This is a genomic window from Micropruina sp. (genome assembly GCF_047602085.1).
Taxonomy (GTDB): Bacteria; Actinomycetota; Actinomycetes; order Propionibacteriales; family Propionibacteriaceae; genus Micropruina.
On sequence record NZ_JASGID010000002.1, the window covers coordinates 1022423 to 1046042 of the forward strand.

20 protein-coding genes, 3 tRNA genes, 1 pseudogene and 1 riboswitch are annotated in these 23620 nt (G+C 68.2%); of the genes and pseudogenes, 17 read left to right on the top strand and 7 right to left on the bottom strand.

The window, feature by feature from the left end; all coding sequences use genetic code 11:
* Positions 1-104: 104 nt before the first annotated feature.
* Positions 105-1459, top strand: a pseudogene (locus tag QM721_RS05405) (phosphoribosylaminoimidazolesuccinocarboxamide synthase).
* Positions 1456-2136 carry a phosphoribosylformylglycinamidine synthase subunit PurQ gene (gene purQ / locus QM721_RS05410; RefSeq protein WP_415119746.1) on the top strand — a complete coding sequence of 227 codons (681 nt, stop codon included), beginning with the start codon at positions 1456-1458 and terminating at the stop codon, positions 2134-2136. Before QM721_RS05405 ends, purQ begins: the two are co-directional and overlap by 4 nt.
* Before the next feature lie 136 nt (positions 2137-2272).
* On the opposite strand, the gene QM721_RS05415 is transcribed toward purQ, so the two are convergent.
* Positions 2273-3193, bottom strand: a complete 921-nt coding sequence (locus QM721_RS05415) for an N-acetylglucosamine kinase (protein WP_415119748.1) — start codon at positions 3191-3193, stop codon at positions 2273-2275.
* Positions 3194-3413: 220 nt separating this feature from the next.
* Here QM721_RS05415 and purL point away from each other — a divergent pair, with 220 nt between their 5' ends.
* The 6 genes from purL to QM721_RS05445 all read left to right on the top strand — a co-directional run bounded on the left by purL (position 3414) and on the right by QM721_RS05445 (position 11145).
* Complete coding sequence (purL, locus tag QM721_RS05420; protein WP_415119750.1) at positions 3414-5672, top strand: phosphoribosylformylglycinamidine synthase subunit PurL; 2259 nt, start codon at positions 3414-3416, stop codon at positions 5670-5672.
* 145 nt (positions 5673-5817) lie between these two features.
* On the top strand, positions 5818-6429 hold the full coding sequence (locus QM721_RS05425) for a maleylpyruvate isomerase family mycothiol-dependent enzyme (protein WP_415119752.1): 612 nt from the start codon (positions 5818-5820) through the stop codon (positions 6427-6429).
* Positions 6430-6582: 153 nt separating this feature from the next.
* Positions 6583-8142: a DUF4870 domain-containing protein gene (locus QM721_RS05430; protein ID WP_415119754.1), complete on the top strand. Its 1560-nt coding sequence runs from the start codon at positions 6583-6585 to the stop codon at positions 8140-8142.
* Between the two features lie 128 nt (positions 8143-8270).
* A complete protein-coding gene (purF, locus tag QM721_RS05435; RefSeq protein ID WP_415119756.1) occupies positions 8271-9743 on the top strand; it encodes an amidophosphoribosyltransferase in 1473 nt (490 codons plus the stop codon).
* Positions 9740-10813 carry a phosphoribosylformylglycinamidine cyclo-ligase gene (gene purM, locus QM721_RS05440; RefSeq protein ID WP_415119758.1) on the top strand — a complete coding sequence of 358 codons (1074 nt, stop codon included), beginning with the start codon at positions 9740-9742 and terminating at the stop codon, positions 10811-10813. Before purF ends, purM begins: the two co-directional genes overlap by 4 nt.
* A gap of 104 nt (positions 10814-10917) precedes the next feature.
* The gene (locus QM721_RS05445; protein WP_415119760.1) at positions 10918-11145 is read left to right on the top strand and encodes a DUF3073 domain-containing protein; all 228 of its coding nucleotides are present in this window, start codon (positions 10918-10920) and stop codon (positions 11143-11145) included.
* Between the two features lie 405 nt (positions 11146-11550).
* On the opposite strand, the gene QM721_RS05450 is transcribed toward QM721_RS05445, so the two are convergent.
* Together QM721_RS05450 and QM721_RS05455 are read right to left on the bottom strand one after the other, a co-directional pair.
* Positions 11551-12291 (bottom strand): fructosamine kinase family protein, encoded by a 741-nt coding sequence (locus QM721_RS05450; protein ID WP_415119762.1) that lies wholly within the window; start codon positions 12289-12291, stop codon positions 11551-11553.
* A 280-nt stretch (positions 12292-12571) separates the two neighbouring features.
* Positions 12572-12763, bottom strand: a complete 192-nt coding sequence (locus QM721_RS05455; RefSeq protein WP_415119764.1) for a hypothetical protein — start codon at positions 12761-12763, stop codon at positions 12572-12574.
* 471 nt (positions 12764-13234) lie between these two features.
* On the opposite strand from QM721_RS05455, the gene QM721_RS05460 reads away from it, so the two are divergent.
* From QM721_RS05460 to QM721_RS05470, 3 genes are all read left to right on the top strand, one after another.
* Complete coding sequence (locus QM721_RS05460) at positions 13235-14407, top strand: hypothetical protein (protein WP_415119766.1); 1173 nt, start codon at positions 13235-13237, stop codon at positions 14405-14407.
* 439 nt (positions 14408-14846) lie between these two features.
* Positions 14847-14920 (top strand) — tRNA-Asp (locus QM721_RS05465).
* A gap of 22 nt (positions 14921-14942) precedes the next feature.
* Positions 14943-15016: transfer RNA gene (locus tag QM721_RS05470), tRNA-Phe, on the top strand.
* 65 nt (positions 15017-15081) lie between these two features.
* On the opposite strand, the gene QM721_RS05475 is transcribed toward QM721_RS05470, so the two are convergent.
* Positions 15082-15921: a tyrosine-type recombinase/integrase gene (locus tag QM721_RS05475; protein ID WP_415119768.1), complete on the bottom strand. Its 840-nt coding sequence runs from the start codon at positions 15919-15921 to the stop codon at positions 15082-15084.
* A 65-nt stretch (positions 15922-15986) separates the two neighbouring features.
* Positions 15987-16110, bottom strand: a riboswitch (cobalamin riboswitch).
* 477 nt (positions 16111-16587) lie between these two features.
* On the opposite strand from QM721_RS05475, the gene QM721_RS05480 reads away from it, so the two are divergent.
* The 3 genes from QM721_RS05480 (at position 16588) to QM721_RS05490 (ending at position 17957) form a co-directional block, all read left to right on the top strand.
* Positions 16588-16660 (top strand) — tRNA-Glu (locus QM721_RS05480).
* A gap of 335 nt (positions 16661-16995) precedes the next feature.
* Complete coding sequence (locus QM721_RS05485; protein WP_415117914.1) at positions 16996-17286, top strand: helix-turn-helix domain-containing protein; 291 nt, start codon at positions 16996-16998, stop codon at positions 17284-17286.
* Positions 17287-17327: 41 nt separating this feature from the next.
* The gene (locus QM721_RS05490; RefSeq protein WP_415119770.1) at positions 17328-17957 is read left to right on the top strand and encodes an IS630 family transposase; all 630 of its coding nucleotides are present in this window, start codon (positions 17328-17330) and stop codon (positions 17955-17957) included.
* A 376-nt stretch (positions 17958-18333) separates the two neighbouring features.
* Here QM721_RS05490 and QM721_RS05495 read toward each other — a convergent pair whose 3' ends face one another.
* Positions 18334-19710: an SH3 domain-containing protein gene (locus tag QM721_RS05495; RefSeq protein ID WP_415119772.1), complete on the bottom strand. Its 1377-nt coding sequence runs from the start codon at positions 19708-19710 to the stop codon at positions 18334-18336.
* 221 nt (positions 19711-19931) lie between these two features.
* Between QM721_RS05495 and QM721_RS05500 the strand changes: the two genes are divergently transcribed.
* Positions 19932-20285, top strand: coding sequence for a metallopeptidase family protein (locus QM721_RS05500; RefSeq protein ID WP_415119774.1), 354 nt, complete (start codon positions 19932-19934; stop codon positions 20283-20285).
* Between the two features lie 133 nt (positions 20286-20418).
* Here QM721_RS05500 and QM721_RS05505 read toward each other — a convergent pair whose 3' ends face one another.
* On the bottom strand, positions 20419-21093 hold the full coding sequence (locus QM721_RS05505; protein WP_415119776.1) for a hypothetical protein: 675 nt from the start codon (positions 21091-21093) through the stop codon (positions 20419-20421).
* Positions 21094-21197: 104 nt separating this feature from the next.
* Between QM721_RS05505 and QM721_RS05510 the strand changes: the two genes are divergently transcribed.
* Together QM721_RS05510 and QM721_RS05515 are read left to right on the top strand one after the other, a co-directional pair.
* A complete protein-coding gene (locus QM721_RS05510) occupies positions 21198-21389 on the top strand; it encodes a hypothetical protein (protein WP_415119777.1) in 192 nt (63 codons plus the stop codon).
* A gap of 364 nt (positions 21390-21753) precedes the next feature.
* Positions 21754-22800 (top strand): putative zinc-binding metallopeptidase, encoded by a 1047-nt coding sequence (locus tag QM721_RS05515; protein ID WP_415119779.1) that lies wholly within the window; start codon positions 21754-21756, stop codon positions 22798-22800.
* Positions 22801-22971: 171 nt separating this feature from the next.
* Here the strand turns inward: QM721_RS05515 and QM721_RS05520 are convergent, their stop codons facing one another.
* Positions 22972-23367, bottom strand: coding sequence for a Wadjet anti-phage system protein JetD domain-containing protein (locus tag QM721_RS05520; RefSeq protein WP_415119781.1), 396 nt, complete (start codon positions 23365-23367; stop codon positions 22972-22974).
* Positions 23368-23620 lie beyond the last annotated feature (253 nt).

The following is a 23620-nucleotide window of genomic DNA, read 5'->3' on the forward strand; positions in this document are numbered from 1 at the left end:
CTCCCAACCCTTGGAGAACCCGTACCCTGAAAGGTTGGAGAACCGGCCACGATTCGGGTCGAGACCGCGCGTGGCGCGTCTCAAAGCGTCCCTAGACTGACCGCGTGACCGACTTCGCGCTTGACCTGCCGCTGCTGCATGCCGGAAAGGTGCGCCGGCTCTACGCCCTGCCCGACGGCAACATTCTGATGGTCGCCACGGACGCCATCTCGGCCTACGACCACGTGTTGTCGACCGTGATTCCCGACAAGGGCGCCATTCTCAACCAACTGTCTGTGTGGTGGTTCGAGCAACTGTCGGACGTGCCCAACCACATCGTCAGCACAGACGTGCCGCCGGCCGTCCGGGGGCGGGCCGTGGTTGCCGAGCCGCTGGCGATGGTGCCGGTGGAATGCGTCGCGCGCGGGTATCTGACCGGCTCGGGCTGGGCTGAGTACCGGCAGAGCGGAACGGTGTGCGGCGTCGAGCTGCCCCCGGGCCTGGTGGACGGCTCGCGACTGCCCCAACCGATCTTCACCCCCGCGGTCAAGGCGCCGCTGGGCGAGCACGACGAGAACGTCGACTTCGCCACCGTCGTCGCCCTGCACGGTGAAGAACTCGCGTCGGCCCTGCGTGACCTGACCTTGTCAATCTATGCCCGCGCCGAGGCGATCGCGCGTGCCCGGGGCATCATTCTGGCCGACACAAAATTCGAGTTCGGACGCCGCGAAGACGGCACGATCGTGCTCGCCGACGAGGTGCTCACACCCGATTCGTCCCGGTTCTGGGACGCCGCGACCTGGCAGCCAGGCGTCGCACTCGCCTCGTTCGACAAACAATTCGTGCGCGACTGGCTGACCGGCGAATCGGGCTGGGACAAGGCGTCCGACACCCCGCCGCCGACGCTGCCCAACGAGGTGGTCGTTGCCACCCGGGCGAAGTACGTCGAGGCCTACGAGAGGCTGACCGAACGCGCATTCATGGCCTGACGCGACGACCCGTCCAGGCATGACGGCGCCAGGAGGGGCGTGGTGCGTCGGGGTGGGACGATCCGCTGCTTGGGCACGCGCTTGCCTGAACCAACCAGAACCGTCCCCTGAACCGTCCAGAACCGTCCCCTGAACCGGTGGGGACGGTTCCGGACGGTTCAATCCAGCAGCTGGGGAGGGCGCAGGACGATCAGCGCGAGGGATGGGCGTGGAACCGAGCGGTCGTCCGGCCCCGATAAGATCGCCGCATGGCCCGCGTGATCGTGAATGTGATGCCCAAGCCCGAGATTCTCGACCCACAAGGCAAGGCCGTGACCGGGGCGCTGACGCGCCTCGGTTTTGACGGCCTGACCGTGCGGCAGGGCAAGCGGTTTGAGGTCGACGTCGAGGGCGACCTCACCGATGAGCGTCTTGAGCAGGTGCGAGAGGCTGCCGAGAAGCTGCTCGCCAATACCGTTATCGAGGCATTCGACGTTCAGGTCGGGCCGTGAGCCGGATCGGCGTCGTCACCTTTCCGGGCTCGCTCGACGATCACGACGCGCAGCGTGCGGTGAAGCTGGCCGGCCACGAGCCGGTCGCGTTGTGGCACGCCCACGAGTCGCTGCAGGGGGTCGACGCGGTGATTCTGCCGGGCGGCTTCTCTTACGGCGACTACCTGCGCTGCGGGGCCATCGCGCGGTTCAGCCCGATCATGACCGAGGTCATCGGTGCGGCCCAGCAGGGGCTTCCGGTGCTCGGCATCTGCAACGGCTTTCAGGTGCTCTGCGAGTCGCACCTACTGCCGGGCGCACTGATTCGCAACGACGTGCGCACCTTCGTCTGCCGCGACCAGAGGCTGCGGGTCGAATCGGTCGACACAGTCTGGACTGGTGCCTTCGAGCCCGGGCAGCAGATCACCATCGTGCTCAAGAACGGCGAGGGTGGGTTCGTGGCCGACCCCGAGACCCTGGCTCGGCTGGAAGGCGAGAACCAGGTCGTCTTCCGCTACCTCGACGGCAACCCCAACGGCTCGCTGAACGACATCGCCGGAGTCACCAATGCCCGCGGCAACGTCGTCGGTTTGATGCCGCACCCAGAACACAACATGGAGCAGCTGACCTCGCCCAGCCTCGACGGTCGGGCGTTTTTCGCCTCCCTCGATCGCTACCTGAAGGCCCTCGTCGGCTGACGGCTCCGCACCTGCCGAGCGACTGTGACCGGACGTGCTTGCACGTCGGGCGGGGTCGAATCGCTAACGGCTGCATCGGGATCAAGCAGGTGGTGCTCCGAGTCGAGCAGCGTCTCCATGGTCTGGGCGACGAGGTTCAGTGGGAGGCCCGGACCACCCGCGATGCCAGAGCGCTGCCGGTCACCGTCGGCAGCAACGTCGCGCCGGTCAACCCGTTGCCCCGCGCTTCGAGGAGCGCGAACGACGGCCACTCCATGGTCAAGTAAGAGACGAACCGGTCGAGTAACCGGGCCGAGCTGAAGGTCTGTCCGAGCGCACACACCAGAGGCGGCTCGTCACGACCCAGACCCACCCGGTGCGCGGCTGACCCGACCGCCTCGGCCAGGTGCGCGGCGGCGCGATCGAGAATGTCACGGGCCACCGGGTCGCTACCCGCCACCCGGTCGACCTTGGCCGCGTACGAGGCCACCCGCGCCACTCGGTCGGGGTCGGCCTGCAATTCAAGGTAGGCCAGTTCGATGTCGTCGAAGTCGGCGGCCACCACGTCGGTCAGCACGGTGGCGGCCCGCCGTCCGTCGTAGCCGCGCATGGCGGCCTCCAGCGCGTTGCGGCCGATCCAGAACGCCGACCCCGCGTCGCCCATGATCCAGCCCCAACCGTCCACCCGGGCCACCTCGTCGCGTCCCACGGCCAGTGTCACCACTCCGGTGCCGGAGGCGATCATCACCCCCTCGGTATTGCCGAGCGCGCCCAGGTACGAGGTGGTGGAGTCGTGCGCCAGCAGGACCTGGCGCACCGAGGTGCCGCCGAGTCCGTCGAGCACAGCCTCGGCGTCGGGACGGTCCATGCCGCTCGACCCACAGGCGACGACGGAGGGGTTCTGGCCGGTCAGGGTGAGAATCGCGCGCACGGCCTCGGCCAGCTGGGGTTCGATCGGGCGGCTGGTGTCGACGCCCTTCGCACTGCCGGTCTGCTCGCCGTCGTGATCGACAAGGCTCCAGGTGAGGCTGGTCTGGCCGCAATCGAGGGCCAGGACACCGGCTGTCGAATCGGTCATCTGCATCGCCGCCTTTGGCTTCGGATTTTCTACAAAGTCTAGGCAATCGACGGGCACTCTGCCGCTCCTTGACTGAGTGTGTCGAGGCGGTCGTTGGTTACTGTCGGGGCCTCGGCGCGGCGCTCGCTCGAGGGTGGCCGGCGCTGCGCTGCAAGGGGAATGTGCGGCCCCACCCCGGGACGCGCACCGAACCCGCTCGCCGAGACGGTAGCTTGTGGGCGTGGTCGACACCGTTGCACATGCCGCCGAAACTCCCGACGTTGAGCAGCCCTGGGCCGCGCTGGGCCTGCGCCAGAACGAATATCTGACTATCCGCGAGATTCTCGGCCGCCGGCCCACCTCGTGCGAGCTGGCGATGTACTCGGTGATGTGGTCGGAGCACTGCTCGTACAAGTCGTCGAAGGTGCACCTGAAGAAGTTCGGCGAACTCGACCGTGAGACCCCGCGGGGCAAGCTGCTGGCCGGTATCGGCGAGCAGGCCGGCGTGGTCGACATCGGCGGCGACTGGGCGGTCACGTTCAAGATCGAATCGCATAACCACCCCTCGTACGTCGAGCCGTACCAGGGTGCGGCCACCGGCGTGGGTGGCATCGTCCGCGACATTCTGGCGATGGGCGCCCGCCCGATCGGCGTGATGGACCCGCTCCGGTTCGGCCCGCTGGAGGCCCCCGACACCGCCCGGGTGTTGCCCGGCATCGTCGCCGGTGTCGGCGGCTACGGCAACTGCTTGGGACTGCCCAATATTGGCGGCGAGGTGGTCTTCGACCCCACCTACTACGGAAATCCCCTGGTCAACGCGCTGTGCGTGGGCGTGCTCAAGCACGACGATCTGCACTTGGCGTTCGCCCGTGGCACCGGCAACAAGGTGATCCTGTACGGCGCGGCGACCGGTGGCGACGGCATCGGCGGGGCATCCATTCTGGCCTCCGAGACTTTTGACGCCGACGGCCCGGCCAAGCGCCCCAGCGTGCAGGTCGGCGATCCGTTCATGGAGAAGCTGCTGATCGAGTGCACCCTGGAGTTGTTCGCCGAGAACCTGATCTCGGGTATTCAAGACCTGGGTGCCGCCGGGCTGTCGTGTGCGACGTCCGAGCTGGCCAGTGCCGGTGACGGCGGCATGCACGTCAACCTCAACACGGTGCCGCTGCGCGACCACACGCTCGCCCCCGAAGAGATCTTGATGAGCGAGTCGCAGGAGCGCATGATGGCGGTCGTCGAGCCGCACAACGTCGAACGGTTCATGCAGATCTGCGCGAAATGGGACGTGCTGGCCACTGTGGTCGGCGAGGTCACCGACGGTGACCGGCTGATCATCGAATGGGACGGCGAGGTGGTCGTCGACGTCGACCCGGCCACCGTCGCGCACGAGGGCCCGGTCTACGAGCGGCCCTATGCCCGTCCGGACTGGATCGACGCGGTCAACGCCGACACCGCCAACGCGCTGCCCCGGGCCACCACCGGCGAGGCGCTGGCCCAGCAGGTGCTGGCCCTGGCGGGCTCGCCCAATCTGTGCGACAAGTCGTGGGTTACCGACCAGTACGACCGCTACGTGCGGGGCAACTCGGTGCTGGCCCAGCCCGAGGACGGCGGCATGCTGCGGATCGACGAAGAGACCGGCCTGGGTATCGCTCTGGCCACCGATTGCAACGGACGCTTCGCCTACCTCAACCCGTACCTGGGCGCCCAGTTGGCGCTGTGCGAGGCGTACCGCAACGTGGCCGTCACCGGTGCCGAGCCGGTCGCGATCACCGACTGTCTCAACTTCGGCTCGCCGGAGGACCCGGCGGTGATGTGGCAGTTCTCGGAGGCCGTCATCGCACTGGTGGACGGCTGCCGCGCCCTCGGCACACCGGTCACCGGCGGCAATGTCAGCTTCTACAACCAGACCGATCAGACCAACATCATTCCGACCCCGGTGGTGGGGGTGCTGGGCGTGATCGACGATGTCGCCGACCGCACCCCGATCGGGTTCGCGCACCCCGGGGACGCGGTCTTCCTGCTGGGCGAGACCGCTGAGGATCTGTCCGGCACCACCTGGGCCGACGTCGTACACGACGGTCATCTGGGCGGCCTGCCGCCGGTGCCGGACTTCGACCACGAGCGACGGCTGGCGAAAGTGCTGGTGGCGGCCTCGAAGGGGCACCTGCTCAGTTCGGCGCATGACTTGGCCGACGGGGGACTGTCGCAGGCGCTGGTCGAATCGTGCTTGCGGCGCGGGTTTGGGGTGGCGGTGACGCTGCCGTCCGGTGACCCGACAGTGCAGTTGTTCGCCGAGACCCCGGGGCGCGTGCTGGTCTCACTGCCCGCGGCAACCGCGACATCGTTCCTGGCGCTGTGCGGCGAGCACGGCATTGCCGCCGAACGGCTCGGCGAGGTGACCGAGCTGCCCGAACTTGAGGTGGTCGGCAGGTTCGCCATTGGGCTGGACGAGTTGCGCGCCCGCTGGTCGGCCCCGCTGCGCGCTGCGATGGGGCACTGACGCCAGTCTGTGGTGGAGCCGTCCGGCCCACCGTGCCAGCTCGGCTCCCTGCTCGAACTGGTCGAGACCCGTCCTTGTGGTTGCTCGAGTTCGGCGAACCCGTGAAGCGGCTGCGGCGCCTTCCCGTCGGCGGCAGGATCGAAGGGTGGGTTCCTCCTACCAACTCGGCCGGACGCTGCTGGAGCGGCAGCGGGAACGCTGCTGCTCGGTGCTGGAGGCCGTGCCCTGTGAGGCGCCCACGCTGTGCCGGGGGTGGACGGCTTTCGATCTGGCCGCTCACCTGGATGCGCTGTGCCGTGATCCGGTGAGCTGGCCGGGCATCGGCCTGGCAGCGTTGGCGGCACTGACCCAACGGCGGGCCCGCCGGCTGCAGCAGCGGCTCGGCTACCCCGACCTGGTGCAGCGGCTGCGCCACCGCTCACCGGTGATTCCGCTGTTCCATCTCGACCCGCTGCTCGGCTGGCCGCACCACCTGGGGGAGTGGTTTGTGCACACCGAGGACGTCCGCCGCGCCAATGGCCTGCCGTTGGCCGAACCCGACGCGGAGCTGGATGCGCTGCTGTGGAAGCAGGTTCAGACGGCGGCGCGGATTCTGTGTCGTCGCGGCGACGGACTTGTGTTGCGGTGCCCGGACGGCCCGGAGGCGCCGGTGGTCGCCGGCCCTCGCCCGCGGCTGGTCACCGGCGCACCGGGCGAGTTGATGATGTTTGTCTACCGCGGCCGGGCCGCCGACGTCCGGGTCGAGCCCGTCGGCTGACCGGATCGTCACCCCGGGTGGCCGCGACACCGGGCACCGAGCAGGGGGTGGTTTCCGGGTTGACCCCGCTGTTGGCGTGAGGGGTCGTGAGCAAGAATGGAACAGCCTGGCCAGGTGAGCCGGGCACCCCCGTCAGAACAGTGAGCAGCCGCCATGATCCAGAACCCGTGGGAGCGTCCCGTCGAGAGCGAGCCGACCGGCACCGCTGAGGCTCCGGGGAGCCATCTGTTGCAGCCGTGGTCGGCTCCGCAGCCGGACTCCCTCGCCCCAGAAGCGGTTGCCGCCGAGTCGGCAGTGGTTCCCGGGGAGTTGAGCCAGCCGGACCTCGTGGCATCGTCGGCTCTTGAGTTCGAGGTGCCGCAGGCTGCGCCGGCGGCAGGCTCGAGCGCTGGGCCCGAGGTTCCCGGGGAGGGTGACCAGGTGGCGGAGCCCGCCGAACCGGTCGTCGAGCAGGTGGCGGATGAGGTGGTTGAGCCCGAGGTGGCGGACGAGGTGGTTGAGCCCGAGGTGATTGAGGCCCACCCTGCCGCACGGCACGACTATCACGTGGGCCCCGATGACTCCTACGACCAGGTCGAAGAAGCCGAGGCGACCGCCGAGGGCATGCCCGAGGCGTCCGAGCCCGCCGAGGGGTCCGCCCCGACGGAGGTGCTCCAACCCAGGCAACCCGACTTCGACCTCGGCCAGGACGAGCCGCCGGCCCCGGTGGGCACCGACTTCGAGGCGGCCGCCGGTGACCGGACCCCGCCCCAGGGCGTGCCGACCGGTTCCCCCCTCGACCTTCCGGGCGATCTGCCGACCGCAGCCCCCGGTGCGTTCGACCTGGGCGCGACCCCGCCCGGGCTCGGTGGTCCGTTCGAGCAGAGTCCGACCGCTCCAGCGGGCGGCTATGGGCACCCCGCCGGGTACGGGCAGCCGGGTGGCTACGGGGCACCCCCCTCGCCGCCCAGTTACGGACAGGGTGGCTGGCACGGCCAGCCGGTGCAGCCACCCGCGCAGTACCCGACATCGCAGTACGGCCAGCCGACGACTCCCGGCAGCTACACCGGTTACGGCCAGCAGGGCGGCTATGGCCAGCCCGGGTACGGCCAGCCGCCGCAGCAGGCTTACAGCCAGTTCGGCGGCGTGCCGTCGGCGCCGTCCGCCTCGCAGGTGGGCCAAACGGGCAGCTATGGGCAGCCCCCCACCTATGGCCAGCAGCCCTCCGGCGAGGGCCAGCACCAGTTGCCCTACCCCGAAGCGCCGGCCGGTTACGGGCAGCAGCCGCCGCCCTATGGCCAGCAGCCGCCCTATGGCCAGCAGGCTCCCTATGGCCAGCAGCCGGCCTATGGGCAGCAGGGTTACGGCGTGCAGCCGTACGTTGGGCTCAACGCGTCGGGGGAGAAGTCCTGGGCAATGGCGGCGCACTGGTCGGGGCCGGCGGCCGCCGTCGTGACCTTGGGCGCGCTCGGCTGGCTCGCCCCGCTCATCGTGCTGATCACTCAGGGTGCCAAGAGCCCCCGGGTGCGGGCCGCGGCGGTTGCAGCGCTGAATTTTCAGATCGCCATCGCGATCGGCTTCATCATCAGCTACATCTTGATGGGCGTCGTGATCGGGGCAGTCTTGCTGCCGCTGGTCGGTCTGGCCAGCCTGATCTTCTCGATCATGGGCGCGATGGCCGAGAACCAGGGCCGGCCCTACACCTACCCGTTCTCGATCAAGGTCGTGAAGTAGGTTCCGCCCAACGCTGAGTCCCGGGCGGTCGCGCCGCGGCGCCGCCGCTCGTCACGACCGCGCACGTGTCCGGACCGCCACACGCCGGGCACGGCTCGGGGTCGCCCCGAGCGCGGTAGAGTGAACCCGTGCTGCGCGGAGACGGTCGTCTGACCCACGATCTCGACCCGCAGGACAAGGGCCCCCAAGACGCGTGTGGCGTGTTCGGCGTGTGGGCGCCGGGCGAAGAGGTGGCCAAGCTCAACTACTTCGGCCTGTTCGCGCTGCAGCACCGGGGGCAAGAATCGGCGGGCATTTCGGTCAGCAACGGCGAACGCATCATGGTGTTCAAAGACATGGGCCTGGTGTCGCAGGTGTTCGATGAGCCGACCCTGAACTCGCTGGGCGGTCACCTGGCGGTCGGTCAGTGCCGCTACTCCACCACCGGGGCCAGCGTGTGGAGCAATGCGCAGCCGACGTTCCGGGCCACGACCTCGGGCGGCCTGGCGCTGGCGCACAACGGCAACCTGACCAACACCGACGAGTTGGAGCAGTGGCTCAAGCAACGCGACGCCAGCCAAGAGGTGCCGCACAAAGACCGCATGGACTCCACCAGCGACACTGCCCTGGTCACCGCCATCATGGCCACCTACTCGCATCTGGGCGTCGAGGGTGCCGCGCTCGAGGTGCTGCCGCGGCTGCGCGGGGCCTTCTGTTTCGTATTCATGGACGAGCACACGCTCTATGCCGCCCGCGACCCGCAGGGCATTCGTCCGCTGGTTCTCGGACGGCTGTCGAACGGGTGGGTAGTGGCGTCGGAGACCGCGGGGCTCGACATCGTGGGGGCCACGTTCATTCGCGAGATCGAGCCGGGTGAGCTGATCACCATCGACGAGGGCGGGCTGCGATCGCAGCGGTTCGCCGCGGCCGACCCCAAGGGTTGCCTGTTCGAGTACGTCTACCTGGCCCGCCCCGACACCCAGATCAGCAACCGCCGGGTGCATTCGGTGCGCGTCGAGATCGGTCGCACCCTGGCTCTTGAGGCGCCCGCCGATGCCGACATGGTGATTCCGACCCCGGAGTCGGGCATTCCGGCCGCGATCGGCTACGCGGACGCGTCCGGCATTCCCTACGGGTTGGGCCTGACCCGCAACGCCTACGTGGGTCGCACCTTCATTCAGCCGTCCAACACCATTCGGCAGTTGGGCATCAGGCTGAAACTCAACCCGATTCGCGACGTGATCGAGGGCAAGCGGCTGGTGGTGGTCGACGACTCGATCGTGCGCGGCAACACCCAGCGGGCGTTGGTCAAGATGTTGCGCGAGGCGGGGGCGGCCGAGGTGCACGTGCGGATCAGTTCGCCGCCGGTGCAGTGGCCCTGCTTCTACGGCATCGATTTCGCCACCCGCGCCGAACTGATCGCGCCCGGGCTGAGCACCGACGAGATCTGCCGCTCGATCGGCGCCGACTCGCTGGGCTACATCAGCCTGGAGGGCCTGGTGGCCTCCACCGGGCTGCCCAAACGCAATCTCTGCATGGCCTGCTTCGACGGGGTCTACCCGGTGCAGGTGCCGGCCGGACCGGCCGAGAAGCTGCGTCTTGAACGAGGGACCCCCGCATGACCGAAACCGCCGCCCGTTCTGCTTATGCCGCCGCTGGCGTCGACATCGAGGCCGGTGACCGTGCCGTGGAGTTGATGAAGGCGCATGTCGCGGCCACCCGGCGACCCGAGGTGCTGGGTGGCCTGGGCGGCTTCGCGGGTTTCTTCGACGCCTCGGCGCTGGCCCGTTACGACCACCCGGTGCTGGCCACCTCCACCGACGGGGTGGGCACCAAGGTGGCCATCGCGCAGGCCCTCGACGTGCACGACACGATCGGCTGGGACCTGATCGGCATGCTTGTCGACGATTTGGTGGTAACCGGTGCCGAACCACTGTTCGTCACCGACTACATCGCCTGCGGACGGGTGCTGCCTGAACGCATCGCAGGCATCGTCAAGGGCATCGCCGAGGCCTGTGCGGCCGCCGGCGCGGCCTTGCTGGGCGGCGAGACTGCCGAGCACCCCGGGTTGCTGCGCCCCGATGAGTACGACATCGCCGGTGCCACCACCGGCGTGGTCGAGAAGGCGAAGATCCTCGGCCCGGCGCGAGTGCGCACCGACGACGTGGTGCTGGGGCTGGCCTCTTCCGGTTTGCATTCCAACGGGTTCTCGCTGGTGCGCAAGGTGCTGCTGACCGATGCCGGCTGGTCGCTGGAGCGGCATGTGGACGACTTCGGCCGCACCCTGGGCGAAGAGTTGCTGACCCCGACCCGGGTGTATGCGCGTGACGTGCTGGCGCTGATCGAGGCCGTCGAGGTGCACGCGATCAGCCACATCACCGGCGGAGGGCTGGCGAACAATCTGGTGCGGGTGCTGCCGGCGGGGGTCGCGGTGAGCCTCGACCGAGGCAGTTGGACGCCCGCGCCGGTGTTCAGCACGGTGCAGAACGTGGGCCGCATTTCGCAGCCCGACATTGAGGCGACGCTCAACATGGGGGTCGGCATGGCGGTGCTGCTGCCGGCGGCCTCGGTGAGTGCCGCGATCGCCCTGCTGGGGGCGCGCGGCATCGATTCGTGGGTGCTCGGCGAGGCTCGCGAAGCGACCGGTGACGCGGCCTCGGTGGTGCTGTCGGGCAGGCATTCCGCTGGGTGAGGTGTGCTTTGCTGGGTTGGCCTCTTTGGGTACCCTGTGCTCACGACACATTTCTGACGAATGAAGCGGCATCGCCGCTGTGACCTGCGAGGGGGCTGACCCATATGGGGCGCGGCCGTGCCAAAGCGAAGCAAACACGAGTTGCTCGCGATCTCAAGTACCGTTCCTTCAACACCGACTTCTCCTCACTTGAACGTGAGCTCCGTGGTGGCAGCTACGACGAGCCCGACGAGGTCACCGAAGACTCGGACGAGGACGCCGAGGATGATCCCTACGCAGAGCTGGCGAGCCGCTACGCCGACGGCGAGAGCGACACCCGCCGCTTCGGCTGAGCGGTCGCTGGCCGCGGGTCGGGGAGACGCCGGTTTCGCTGGTCGAGCTGGTCGAGACCTCGCAGATGGCTCTTTGGCAAGGGGTTTCGACGTAGCTCAACCAGCGGTGGGTGCGTTGATCAGCGCATCCTTCGCTTCGGCTGAGCGGTCGCCGGCCGCGGGTCGGGGAGACGCCGGTTTCGCTGGTCGAGCTGGTCGAGACCTCGCAGATGGCTCTTTGGCAAGGGGTTTCGACGTAGCTCAACCAGCGGTGGGTGCGTTGATCAGCGCATCCTTGGTGGTCCCGACAATCGCGACCGACGGTGGTTGGGCTGGGCCTGTCGGAGCCAGGTAGCACACGTCTGGGGCTCGACAGGCCGGACCGGTGAGAGTCAGCGCTTTCTTGGGCCAGCACCGTCCGGCAACTCAGGCGTAGCGCTTGGCCACCTCGATCGCCTGGGCCGCATAGCCGCCGCCGAACAGGTCGGCGTGCACCAGCAGCGGGTGCAGTTGGTGGAGCCCGATCAGGTCGCGCCAACCGTCCGGCAGGTGGTCTGACGCCTCGGCGTACGCCGCGTACATGCGTGCCAGTTGTGGAGTGCCGAACAGGGCCAGCATGGCCAGGTCGGTGATTCGGTGCCCGCCGTGGGCGGCCGGGTCGATCAACACCACGCCCTCGGCCGACCAGAGCACATTGCCCGACCAGAGGTCGCCGTGCAGCCGCGCGGGAGCAGCCTCGTCGTCGAAGTCCCCGGACGCCAGCCGTTCGATCACCCGGCTCAGGGCCGGGTCGCTCAGGCGGGCACGACGGGCGTGGTGCAGCAGCCGATCCTGTGCGTACCAAGCCCCCCAGCCGCTGGGCGGGCGGGCGCGCAACGGCAGCGGCGCGTCGCCGATCCAGCCCACCTCGGGGCCACCGTCCGGACCGACGCCGAAGTGGTCAGCGCCGGCGTCGTGGGTGTGGGCGAGGCGGCGTCCGAAGTCTTCTGCGAGGGGCGCGGACGCACCTACCGTCGCGACGCGCTCGATGATCAGCGAGCTGCGGGTGACTTGGTGCACCGCGACGACCCGCACGCCGCCCGGCACCGTGAGCCAGCGCAATCCGGCGGCTTCGGCCGCGAAGAAGCCGTCCGGGGCGTCTGGACGGGTCTTGGTGAAGGTCGGCATGCGACGAGCCTAGGGACGTGCGGATCAATGCGCCCACCGCTCGTCTACGTCGAAACCCCTCGTGAGGGCACTTTGTTTGAGGTCTCGACGCGCTCGACCAGCGAAAAATCAGCGCTCTCCGTAGAGTGCGCCAACCATCTCAGAGTGGCGGCACGGTCGCACCCTGATCGAGGGCGTCGCTGGCCGCACGGACGCCTTGCCCGCTGGTGGCTTGCCAGGCACCGGTGTCGGGGGCCTCGGGTCTCACGGCCTTCGCGGGCACCGCGACCGCGTTCGCCGGTCAGCCGGGCCAGCTCGCGACAGATTCGGGCCCGGCCGCCGCTGCGATCGCCGGCGCACCGAGCCTCGGCGGCGCGCAGCACGTGCCGGCGACGACCAACACGGCGCCGACCGTGAGCATGGCGCCGACCGTGAGCACGCCGCTGACGATGAGCACGGCGCCGACCCCGAGCACGGCGCCGACCCCGAGCACTGCCGCCGACCGTGAGCATGGCGTCGACCCCGAGCACGGCGCCGACAATGAGCACTGCCGCCGACAGCGAGCACAGCGACCACTGTCACTACGCCCAATGCGGCGAACACGGCCACTTCGCGAACACGTCGAACAGCCCAACCAGCGGCCCTCGGCGGCCAGCAACGACTGACCCAGTAGATGTCGCCCGCCCTGCGGCGGGCATCCGGCATGCTAGGGGTGTGTCCTCAGATCGCTGCCGCCGGCTGGACCGGGCTGCTCGCGCCCATCCGGTGCGGGCTGCCTCTGGGGAACCGCTGATTTTCGCTGGTCGAGCGTGTCGAGACCTCGAACGGAGTGCGTTGGCTAGGGGTTTCGACAGGCTCAACCAGCGGTGGTTGTGTTGATCAGTGCTTGCCGAGGGAACCGCCGGCGAGCCACCTGAGGTTCACAGCACGAGGCGACCGTTCAGTGACGATCGAAGGAGTGTCGATGACCGTCGACCGGGCACATGCACTGATCACCTCGCCCGCGGTCGGCGAGGTGTTGCAACTGGCGCTCACCGGCGATCCCAACGCACACCTGCCTGGGTTTCGCTTCGAACTCGACAAGGCGCACCACCGTCCGGGCATCGACGTCAGTGCGGTCTTTCGCATCTGCTACGACCTGCCGTCCGCCGCGGCACCGACCCAGGAGTGGCTGGGACTAACCTCCGCCGACATCGAGCAGGGCGTCGCGACCCTGATTCACAACCGGCTGGTGCTGCGCGCCTGGCGGCACCCTGCCGACCCTCGGCTGCCGGGGTTGCCCTCGGCGTGCAGTGCCGCTGTGGTCAGTGAATGGCTGGGTGCCCCGGTCGAACTCGAGATGCTCGCCTATCGCCCGCTGCGCCGGGCGGTGCTGGCCGCACGGGGCAGCCGTCCGGGGTTCGTCAAGGTGTTGCGGCCCGGCAAGGCGTCCGACCTGGCCGAGCGTCAGCGGCTGCTGCATGCGGCCGGGATCACCCCGGCCCTGCTTGCAGAACCCGAGCCTGGGGTGGTGATCAGCACGGTCGCAGAGGGTGCTTCGCTGGCCCATGCGCTGGTGGCCTGGCGGCACGACCCTTCGCAGTTGCCCGCACCGGAGTCGCTGGTCGCCCTGCTCGACGCTCTGCCCGTCGAAGCGGTGCGGTTCAGTCGCCGAGAGTCGTGGAGTGACCGGATCGACTTTCACGCCGCCGGCGCGGTCGTCGCGCTGCCACAGTTGCGCACCGAGATCATGGACGTCACCGCGCAACTCAAGCGGCTGCTGATCAGCGCCCCGGTCGGTCCGGTGGTGCCGACCCACGGCGACTTCTACGAGGCCAACATCTTCACACTGAACGGACGGGCGAGTTCGGTGATCGACGTCGATTCTGTAGGCCCGGGGCGACGCGAAGACGACCTGGCCTGCCTATTGGGGCATGTCGCGGTGTTGCCGCATCTTTCGCCGGAGCACTACGGCCGGGTGGCCGAGATCGTGGAACTCTGGCGCAGCGACTTCGAACGTCGGGTGCACCCGGCTTCGTTGCGGGCGCGCACGGCAGCGGTGATTCTGAGCCTGATTGCCGGGGCCGACACGCCGACGGCGCTGGCCCGGCTCGATCTGGCCAGGGCCTGGCTGGTGCGGGCCTCGCAGGTGGCTTAAGGGAAGTGCTGCTTTTTCGTTGGTCGAGCGTGTCGAGGCCTCGAATGGAGTGCTCTGGCTACGGGTTTCGACAGGCTCGACCAGCGAGGGTTGCGTTGATCAGTGCTGCATTTTCGTTGGTCGAGCGTGTCGAGGCCTCGAGCGGAGTGCTCTGGCTACGGGTTTCGACAGGCTCGACCAGCGGAGGTTGCGTTGATCAGCGCTTTCTAGGAGATTCCGCAGATGGGTGAAGTCGGCTGGTCGCCGCCCCAGCACGCACCTGAGCATCATCCCCTCTGGGTGAGCGTGGCTTCGCCACGCCTGTTTCGTCGCAGGCGGGGGCCTCAGCCATTCCGGAGCGGCGGGGGTCGGTCGGTGCCGATCCTGTCGATTTCCACCCCTCTGCGACAGGCTGTTATAGTTTCTGGGCCGGTCGGAAACGACCGGTGAGGCCTGTCAAGGCCCCGTGGCGCAGTTGGTTAGCGCGCCGCCCTGTCACGGCGGAGGTCGCGGGTTCGAGTCCCGTCGGGGTCGCTGAGCGAGCAATCGCTCGAGAGGCCAGGTAGCTCAGCTGGTAGTAGCGTTCGCCTGAAAAGTGAAAGGTCACCGGTTCGACCCCGGTCCTGGCCACCGACAACGCCCCGGTAACCCCGGGGCGTTCGGCGTCTCAGTCAGGATCGAGGCTCAGGGGCAGGCTATTCGGCCAGCCGGGTGGGGCCCATCCAGGCCCGGACATCGCGGGTCGACACCCCCTCGGCCAGCCATAGGTGGGCGGCCGTGTGCCGCAGATCGTGCAGCCGCCGGCCGCGTCCGGTCTCGGCCCAGTTCAGCCTGCGCAATACCGCGGTGCGATGAAGTTGCGACCCGAAACCCGTGGTCAGCAGCAACTCGGCGGGGTCGCGTCCAGCGATCAGGCGCCCGATGATCGGCCGAATGCGGGGCGCCACCGGCACCGCACGGCGCTGGGCTTGGGGCAGTCGGCGCAGGGTGCCGCCCTCGCTGCAGCGCCGGCCGACCACGATGGAGTCGGGGGTGGCGTCCGCGGTGGTCAGGGCCCGCGCCTCGCTCCAGCGCAGCCCGGTGCGGGCGAGGATCAGCATCACGTCCGCCAGCACGGTCGAGTGGCCGCACCATTGCCGCCAGGCCGCTTCGAGCTCGTCCGCGGTGAAGGGATTGACCGTGGCCGGGGCGGGTGGCAATAAGCCGCCCAGCGGTTCGACCGGAGAGGCCGTGATCAGCCCGCTCCGCACGCTCCAGGCAAAGAACTGTGACAGGCTGGAGCGGTGCCGGCGCACCGATGGTTCCGACAGCCCGCGGGCGCGCATTCGGCTGAGTATGCCGGTCACGTCTTTGGGGCCGATGGTGGCCAACGGCCTGGCCAGGAACGCCTGGGGAACGAGCCTCAGCAGGTCTTGGTCGGCGCGCAGCGTCTTGGCCGCGACGGTGCCGGTGCGCCGGTCGAGCCAGGTGCGCAGGGCGGCATCGAACCGTAGCGGGAGCGGTGACTGGTCGGGCAGGGGCCAGGCAGCGTGCATCGTCGTCATCCTTTTGCTGCTGCACAAGGGACGGACGCACCGCCCCCGATGCATTCGCGACAGCGGGTAGGGCCTTGCGCCACGTGAAGTAACCCGACTTGCCGAACGATCGGCTCACGGTTGCGCGTCAGCGCCGGATTCGCACCGGCTTCCCTTCGCGTGGCAGTACCCGTGACCTTACTGCAGCGGGGTTTGCGAGACGCGCAAGCATGACGAGTGATCATGGTGGCGACGGTGCACTCACGACCGACGTGCCATGGTGTTGACGCCTCTGAGCCTGCGGAGGTGATTGCATTCGGCGTTTGCTGAGCTGGCCGAAACGCCTTGTCAATGCGGGGTGACGGGTGCTGGGGGATGGGCACCCGCCTGATTGTGAGCTGCCCCCGGACTGTGCCGGACCTTGCCAACCTGATTGCGATCGAGCTGTGGCAGGGGCCGTCCTCGACCTGCTGATGGTGCGGGATGTGCCGCTCATGCCGGATGTGGGACGGTTCTCGTCGGCTCACGGGACGGTTCCCAACGGTTCAGCCACACGACCCACCTCTCGCTCAGTCGCCTCCGGACTTGACCCGGACGCCCCCTTCGAACCGGGAGGTAGCGGCACACCCGACCAGACCAGACGCGTTTGGGCGTGCCAAGCCGGGGCCGGTATGGTTGAGCGGTCAGGTCCCCATCGTCTAGCGGCCTAGGACACCGCCCTTTCAAGGCGGCAGCGCGGGTTCGAATCCCGTTGGGGATGCCGTTTCTGGCCCTAGGGCATATTGAGGGAACGCTGGTCGAGCTTGTCGAGACCTCGAACGGAGTGCTCTCACTAGTGGAGTGTCGCTCCTAATGGTTTGGTAATGGGTGGGATTGGCTTGTCCTGATTGATGCTTGATCGGGAGGAGTCGTATCGTGCCCAGGCTGAAGGATCATGTCGTCGCGTTGACGGCTGAGGATCGTGTGAAGTTGACGAGGGTCGTGTCGCGGGGGACGCATCCGGCGCGGATGATTGCGCGGGCGAGGGTTCTGCTTGAGCTGGATGAGAACGCGAGGGTCGTGCCGGGTCGGCGGGTTGTCGCGGAGCGTGTCGGGGTGTCCGAGCAGACGGTGTATTTGATCGCGAAGCGGTTCGTCGAGTCCGGTGGGGATGCCGATGAGGTGATTCGCCGTCGCAAACGGGTCACGCCGCCGGTGCCACCGAAGGTGACCGGGGATGTCGAGGCGCGGGTGATCGCGCTGGCGTGCACGAGACCGCCGGAGGGGTTCGACCGGTGGTCGTTGCGGCTGCTGGAGAAACACGTGGCCCTTACCGACGGGCTGCCGCCTCTGGATCACTCCACGATTGGGCGGGCCCTGAAAAAGGGGGGCTTCGTCCTCACTTAAAGAAGTGCTGGACGATCCCGCCGAAAGCCAACGCCGAGTTCGTGGCGCGGATGGAGGATGTTCTGGAGGTCTACCACCGGCCCTTCGACCCGGCAGTGCCGGTGGTGTGCATGGACGAGAAGCCGTACCAGCTGCTCGGCCACGCTCGTGACCCGATCCCGGCGCGCCCCGGCCACGATCTCAAAGAGGACTCGGAGTACGTCCGTCACGGCACCTGCTCGATCTTCGTCTGGGTCGAGCCGCTCGCCGGACACCGCCACGTCGACGCGAAGCCGCGGCGGACCCGGATCGACTGGGCCGCGGGCGTGGACCGGCTACTGACCATGGACTACCCCGACGCCGAACGCGTCGTCCTCGTCATGGACAACCTCAACACCCATACCCTCGGCTCGCTCTACGAGGCGTTCGAGCCCGCGAAGGCCCGCGCTCTCGCCGAACGGCTCGAGATCCACTACACACCCAAGCACGGCTCCTGGCTCAACATCGCCGAGATCGAGCTGTCCGCCCTCAGCCGGCAATGCCTCACCCGCCGCATCGACGACCTCGACGTCCTCAACGCCGAACTCGCCGCCTGGCAGAAAGCGACCAACGACGACCAACGGCAAGTCGACTGGCAGTTCACGACAAACGACGCCCGCATCAAACTCCGACACCTATACCAAAATATTTAGACACGACACACTACTAGGCGCTCAAGTGAACGCCATGAACGCACCGAAGGTGCCACGGAGCACCCTTTCGAGGGGGCGGTGCGGGTTCGAATCCTGTTCGGGATGCTGGATGAAAGACCTAGTCAGCAGTGGTGTGACTTGTCTTCTCCAACTGGTTTCAGATTGACCATCCCGCACCTTTGAACCGTTAGGAACCGTCCCCTGAACCATTGGGAACCGTCCCCTGAACCGTTAGGAACCGTCCCCTGAACCAATGAGAACCGTCCCCTGAACGGGCCGGAAATTACTGAGCGTGTGGTCGTCAGCGTGCGCTCGCTGGCCAGTGGTCTCGACACGCTCGACCAACGGCGGGCGCGCTGATTGGTGGGCAATCAGGTCACGGTGCGTAGACCGACACGTGTACGTGGTCCATGTGGTTGGCGGTGGCGCCACCCCGGTCCGACATTTTGCGCCAGCCGGTGGTGGGGTTGGTGTTGCGCTCGACGTTCCACTGCCGCTGCCGCCAGATCAGGTAGTGCACGTGCAGCCGCTTGTAGTTGTCTTGCAGGTAGCGGGCGATCTTGTTGCCGAGCGAGATGCCCGACGACGTCTTGTACTTGGGAATCATGATGTCGAGTGCCCGTCCGCTCGGGTGGTCGGACGAGTACGCGCTGTACATGCGCCAGCCGTACATGGTCTTGATCTGCGGGAACTCGGCCCTGATCTCGCGCACGATCACGTGAATGTAGGCGTTGGTGCGGTCGAGGCTGGTGCTGCCGAGGCTGCCGCCGTCGCTGGTGCTCGACGATGCGCTCGGCTGGGTTTTCGACAGGTACGACGAGTAGGCCCAGCGGCGCTCCCCGTTGTAGATCACCTCGCTGCGGCTGCTGGCCGTCTTGCCGGTGATGGTCAGCACCGTGCCCTCGGTCGCCGAGCCGACCACCTTGCCGTCCGATGCCGAGGTGGCGCGAATGTTCACCTCGTCGACCGCCACGTACCGCTTGCCTGCCGAGGTGGGCAGCACCGGCACGTCGGTCCCCTGGCCCTCCGTGTTCAGGTAGCCCGTCAGCACCCACAGCACCGCCCCGTCGTTGACGATCTGTGAGTAGCTCTCGGAATGCGTGCCGGTCAGTGACACCGTCGAGCCGGCTTTCAGTGTGCCCGCCGACTTGGCTTCGATTTGGGGGGTGGCGCGCATGGCCAGCGCCGCGGTCGTCACCGCCCGGTAGGCGATGGCCGGGGTCGTGGTCGCCGCGTCGGCGAGGTACTTGGTCGAGAGCCAGTTGGTTGCGCCGTCGATGGTCACCTGGGCGAAGGTTCCGGTGACCGTGCCGGTGGTGCTCACCGTGGTGCCCTTGGCGATCACCTTCACCACCGACGCCTCCAGGCTCGGCCCCGAGCGTAGGTTCAGGTCTGCGGTGGTGACCTTGGTGCCGGCGGTGCCGGTCGTGGTGGTGGCACTGGCGGTGGCGGTGGCGGTGGCCGACTGCTTCAGGTAGCTGGCCGACACGTAGGCATTGGCTCCCTCGAAGGTGACCTGCACCCAGCCATTGCTCGTGCTCGTGCCGCTGATCGAGTCGCCCAGGTGCAGCACGCCCAGCACCGAGTACGAGGTGCCGGGGCCCGAACGCACGTTGACCGCTCCGGTCGCCACGTACGCCACGGCCGCGCTGGCGGATCCGGCGATCAGCAGGCCGCCCAGGCTGAAGCTCAGCGCCACGCTCGTCACGACCGCGATGAGCGTGCGCGTGGTGGCGCTCGTCCGCTGACCCATTGGTTTCGATCACTCCCCAGTCATTTGATCGGACGACCGCTGCCCGGTTCGTCGCAGCCGTCACAACGGCCTCAGAATGCGCAGGACTCTACGCACGGGTTCGCGCCGGCAACAACGCCGAAGGTTGGGTTGTGGCGCCGAGGCAAGTCGACACGCCGGGTGGATCGCAAAAACGACAACGATGTGATTTGTAGTCGCACTCAGTTGTCTACAGTGGCTGCATGCCCGTCTCGATGAGCGAGGAACGGTTCGACCAACTGGTCGATCAGGCGATCGCGCAGATACCCACCGACCTGGCCGCCCTGGTGCAGAACTGCGTGCTGGTGATCGAACCCCGGGCTGCCGAGCCCGACCCCGACCTGCTCGGGTTCTACGACGGTATTCCCTTGTCGCAGCGTGATTCGTGGTACTCGGGCGTACTGCCCGACCGCATCGTCATCTACCGCGACGCGATTCTCGACCTGTGCGACGACGAGCGGCAGGTGGTCGACGAGGTGCGCATCACGGTGTGGCATGAGGTGGCCCACTACTTCGGCATCGACGACGAGCGCCTGGACGAACTCGGCTACGCGTAAGGGCACGGGGCGGGGAAGCGGAGTGGCGGCGTCAGGTGCCAGCCGCTGAACCTGAAGACACCTTGAGCGTTACTTGAGATATCTCTCGGGTCTCCGAGGTTGCGTGCGTCTCGCCGAAGCGCCAGCGGCGAGCTCAATAGGCGATCAGCCAACTGGTGGTGCGATCGCTGAGCCAGGTGTCGATGCTGCCCAACGCTTCGTCGGGCAGCCAACCCGCCTGCAGGTCGCTGTGTGAGAGCGGGCGGGCCAGGGTGAGGGCGCTGAGCCGTTCGGCCTGCTCGGCGTTCACCACCACTGGCAGGCATTGCTGCTTGCCCTGCACGGTGTTGGCGGCCAGGGTGTCGAGCACCTCGGGGCTGAACCCCGGGGCTGCCAAGACCAGCGGTCGCTTGGCGCACTGCGCACGCTCCAGCAGGGGCAGCAGTTCGCGCACCGTGTCGACCCGGCCACTCAGCACCGCCACGACCGGATCGGTCGCGACCGCCCAGCCCGTGGGGCCATCTGTGACAAAGCTGGTCGTGGCAATACCCGCGGCGACGCTGGCCGCGGACGCCTGGGCCGCCTTCAGGTCGGTGCGGGTCAACTCGCTCAGGTCGGTACTGGCCAGCTTGTGCGGACGCTGCCGCGCGGTCAGTTCGTTGAGGTACTCCGGGGTGCTGTGCGTCGGCTCGAAGCGGGGGATGTCGCGCTGGGGCGGCGCCGCCATGGCCGCGTCGCGCTCGCGGGTCTTACGACGATCGTCGAGGTAGCCGAACGCGACGACCGTGATGCCGACGGCCAGGATCACCCCGATGCCCCACCAATCCATGCCCCCAGTGTGCCCGGGTGCGGCGCTGTGCTGGGCCACTGGAGTGCAGTGTGGGTGTCGGCCCGCTGGGCGCAGGGCGGGTGTTGATCCTGGCGGGAGGGGACGTGGCAGGTGTTCATCCCAGGGCAGGTTGTGACCTGACCCGACCCGACCTGACCCGGCCCGACCTGACCCGGCCCGACGTGGCGCGGCCCGACCTGACCCGGCCCGACGTGGCGCGGCCCGACCTGACCCGGCCCGACGTGGCGCGGCCCGACCTGACCCGGCCCGACGTGGCGCGGCCTGACCTGACCTGACTCGGCCCGGCGCGACCTGACCCGGCCCGGCCCGACCCGACCCGGCCCGGCCCGGCGCGACCTGACCCGGCCCGGCCCGGCGTGGCGCGGCCTGACCTGACCTGACCTGACCCGGCCTGACCTGATCCGGCCTGGCCGCGTGCCCGCGGAGATACGCGCGTTTTCGCGATGGCCCCCGCCGACCTGGGACCTTCCCGCGGCGAAATGAGCGTTATGGCTTGTTGCGGCGGTGGCCATAACGCTCATTGCTGCGCGCTGTGACACAAGGGCGGGCAGCGCGCAGATCAATACGCACATTCCTCCGCGAGCGCCCCACCTGAGCGCGTCTTCGCCATGGAGCCAGCCTCCGCACTAGCCTGAACCCGTGCCCATTCTGCAATGTCTGCAGTGCTCCAGCGCCCTGTGGCTTGAGTCACTTGAGTGCCCCACCTGCAGCACCCCCGTCATGTTCGACCCGAACGGTTTTCGCCCCCTGCCGCTGACGGCGACCACGCACCGTCCATGCGACCAACGCGAGTGGAAGTGCAACTGGGCGGTTCCGTCGGGGTCGTCGGCGATGTCGTGCTACTCGTGCCGGCTGACTCGCCGCAGCCCTCACCCCGACGACCTGGTGGCCCGGGCGAAGCTGGCCAGCACGGGGCAGTCGAAGCGGCGGTTGCTGCGCGACCTCGCCACCCTGGGGCTGCCCGTGGTGCCGCACTGGGTGCGCGAGGGTGGGCTGGCGTTCGACCTGCTGTCGTCGAAATCACCGGGGCAGGGTTCGGTGATCATCGGGCATGCCAACGGGGTGATCACGATCAACCTTGCCGAATCGCTCGATGACTACCGCGAAAGCATGCGCATTCGACTCGACGAGCCGTACCGGACCATGCTTGGGCATTTTCGCCACGAGGTCGGCCACTACTACCAGTGGCAACTCGTCGAAGCGCCTGGCGGCGAGTTGCTCGACCGTTGCCGCGCGTTGTTCGGCGACGAGACCGCCTCATACCGCGACGCCATCGACCGGCACTACAAGCAGGGAGCGCCGGGCGACTGGGCCGAGAGCTACATCAGCTCATACGCCACCATGCACCCGTGGGAGGACTTCGCCGAGACCTTCGCTCACTACCTGCACATTCAGGCGACGCTGACCATCGTGGCCGCCGGCGGTTTGGAGCTGAACCCGGAGCGCACGGCCCTGCTCGATCACGAGGTGACCCCGCGGATGTCGTACGCCGATGCGCCCTTCAGCGAGGCCCTGGACGACTGGCAGTGGGTTTCGCACCTGCTGAATCGGGCCAACCACGCCGTCGGCAAGGGCGACCTGTACCCGTTTCACATTCCGGTACCGGTGGCGCGCAAGCTGGAGTTCATTCACCAGGTGGTGCGCGCCTCGCGGGTCGATCAGCCATTCGTCGGTGTGAACGACTGAGCGGGGCCTCGTCACCCGAGATCCGTGCTGCCGCGACCGGGGGGGGGGTAGCCCGGTTCTGCGGATTCGATGACCAGGGAGCTGGTTCAGCAATCGCTGGACCTTGTGCGTCAGGGTCCTGTGCACAGCGCCTGGCCGATCGTGGATGGCTCGGTTCGTGGCCGGGCCCAATCATCTGACCCGGCTGCCGCTGGAGTCCTGCCCCACCCCCATGGCCTGGCTGATCGCGGCCGCCGCGTAGGGCCAGGGGATGCGCTCCTGCTCGAGCCGCAGATCACCCTCGCGCAACCACTCCAGTGCCCGGGTCTCGCCGGGGGTGAGGTGCCCGATCGCACCACGTCTGGGCGTCGGATCGGCGACGGCGAGGTGTGCGAAGCGCTGGAGCACCTCGGTGTTCATCAGAACGGACTCGGTTTGCGGCAGCACGGCCCGCAGCTCGCCCAGAATGGCCAGGCCGTGGCTGTCGAGGTCGCCCCAGTAGAGCACTCGCGAGCCGGCGATCCACGCCACGGCGGCGAGTTCGGTGACCACCAGGCCGTTGCCGTGCACGGCAATGACGCCGGGCATCGGTTCGAGGGCGGCCGGCGGTCTGTAGGTTCTCTGAGATCAGCACCCAGCGCGGACGCCAGTCGTGACGGCTGAGTTCACTGGTCGGGGCGTTGAAGTCGAGTAGTTCGCCGGCGATGGCGGAATCCAGCACCCTGACCCGGAACCGGCGAGCCTCGTGCCGCAGGCCGAGGTCGGTGCTGCCGGTATGCGCGGCCACCAACCGCTTGACCAGCGTCGAGTGCCGCTCCAGCCACTTGGTGTCGACCCCTTC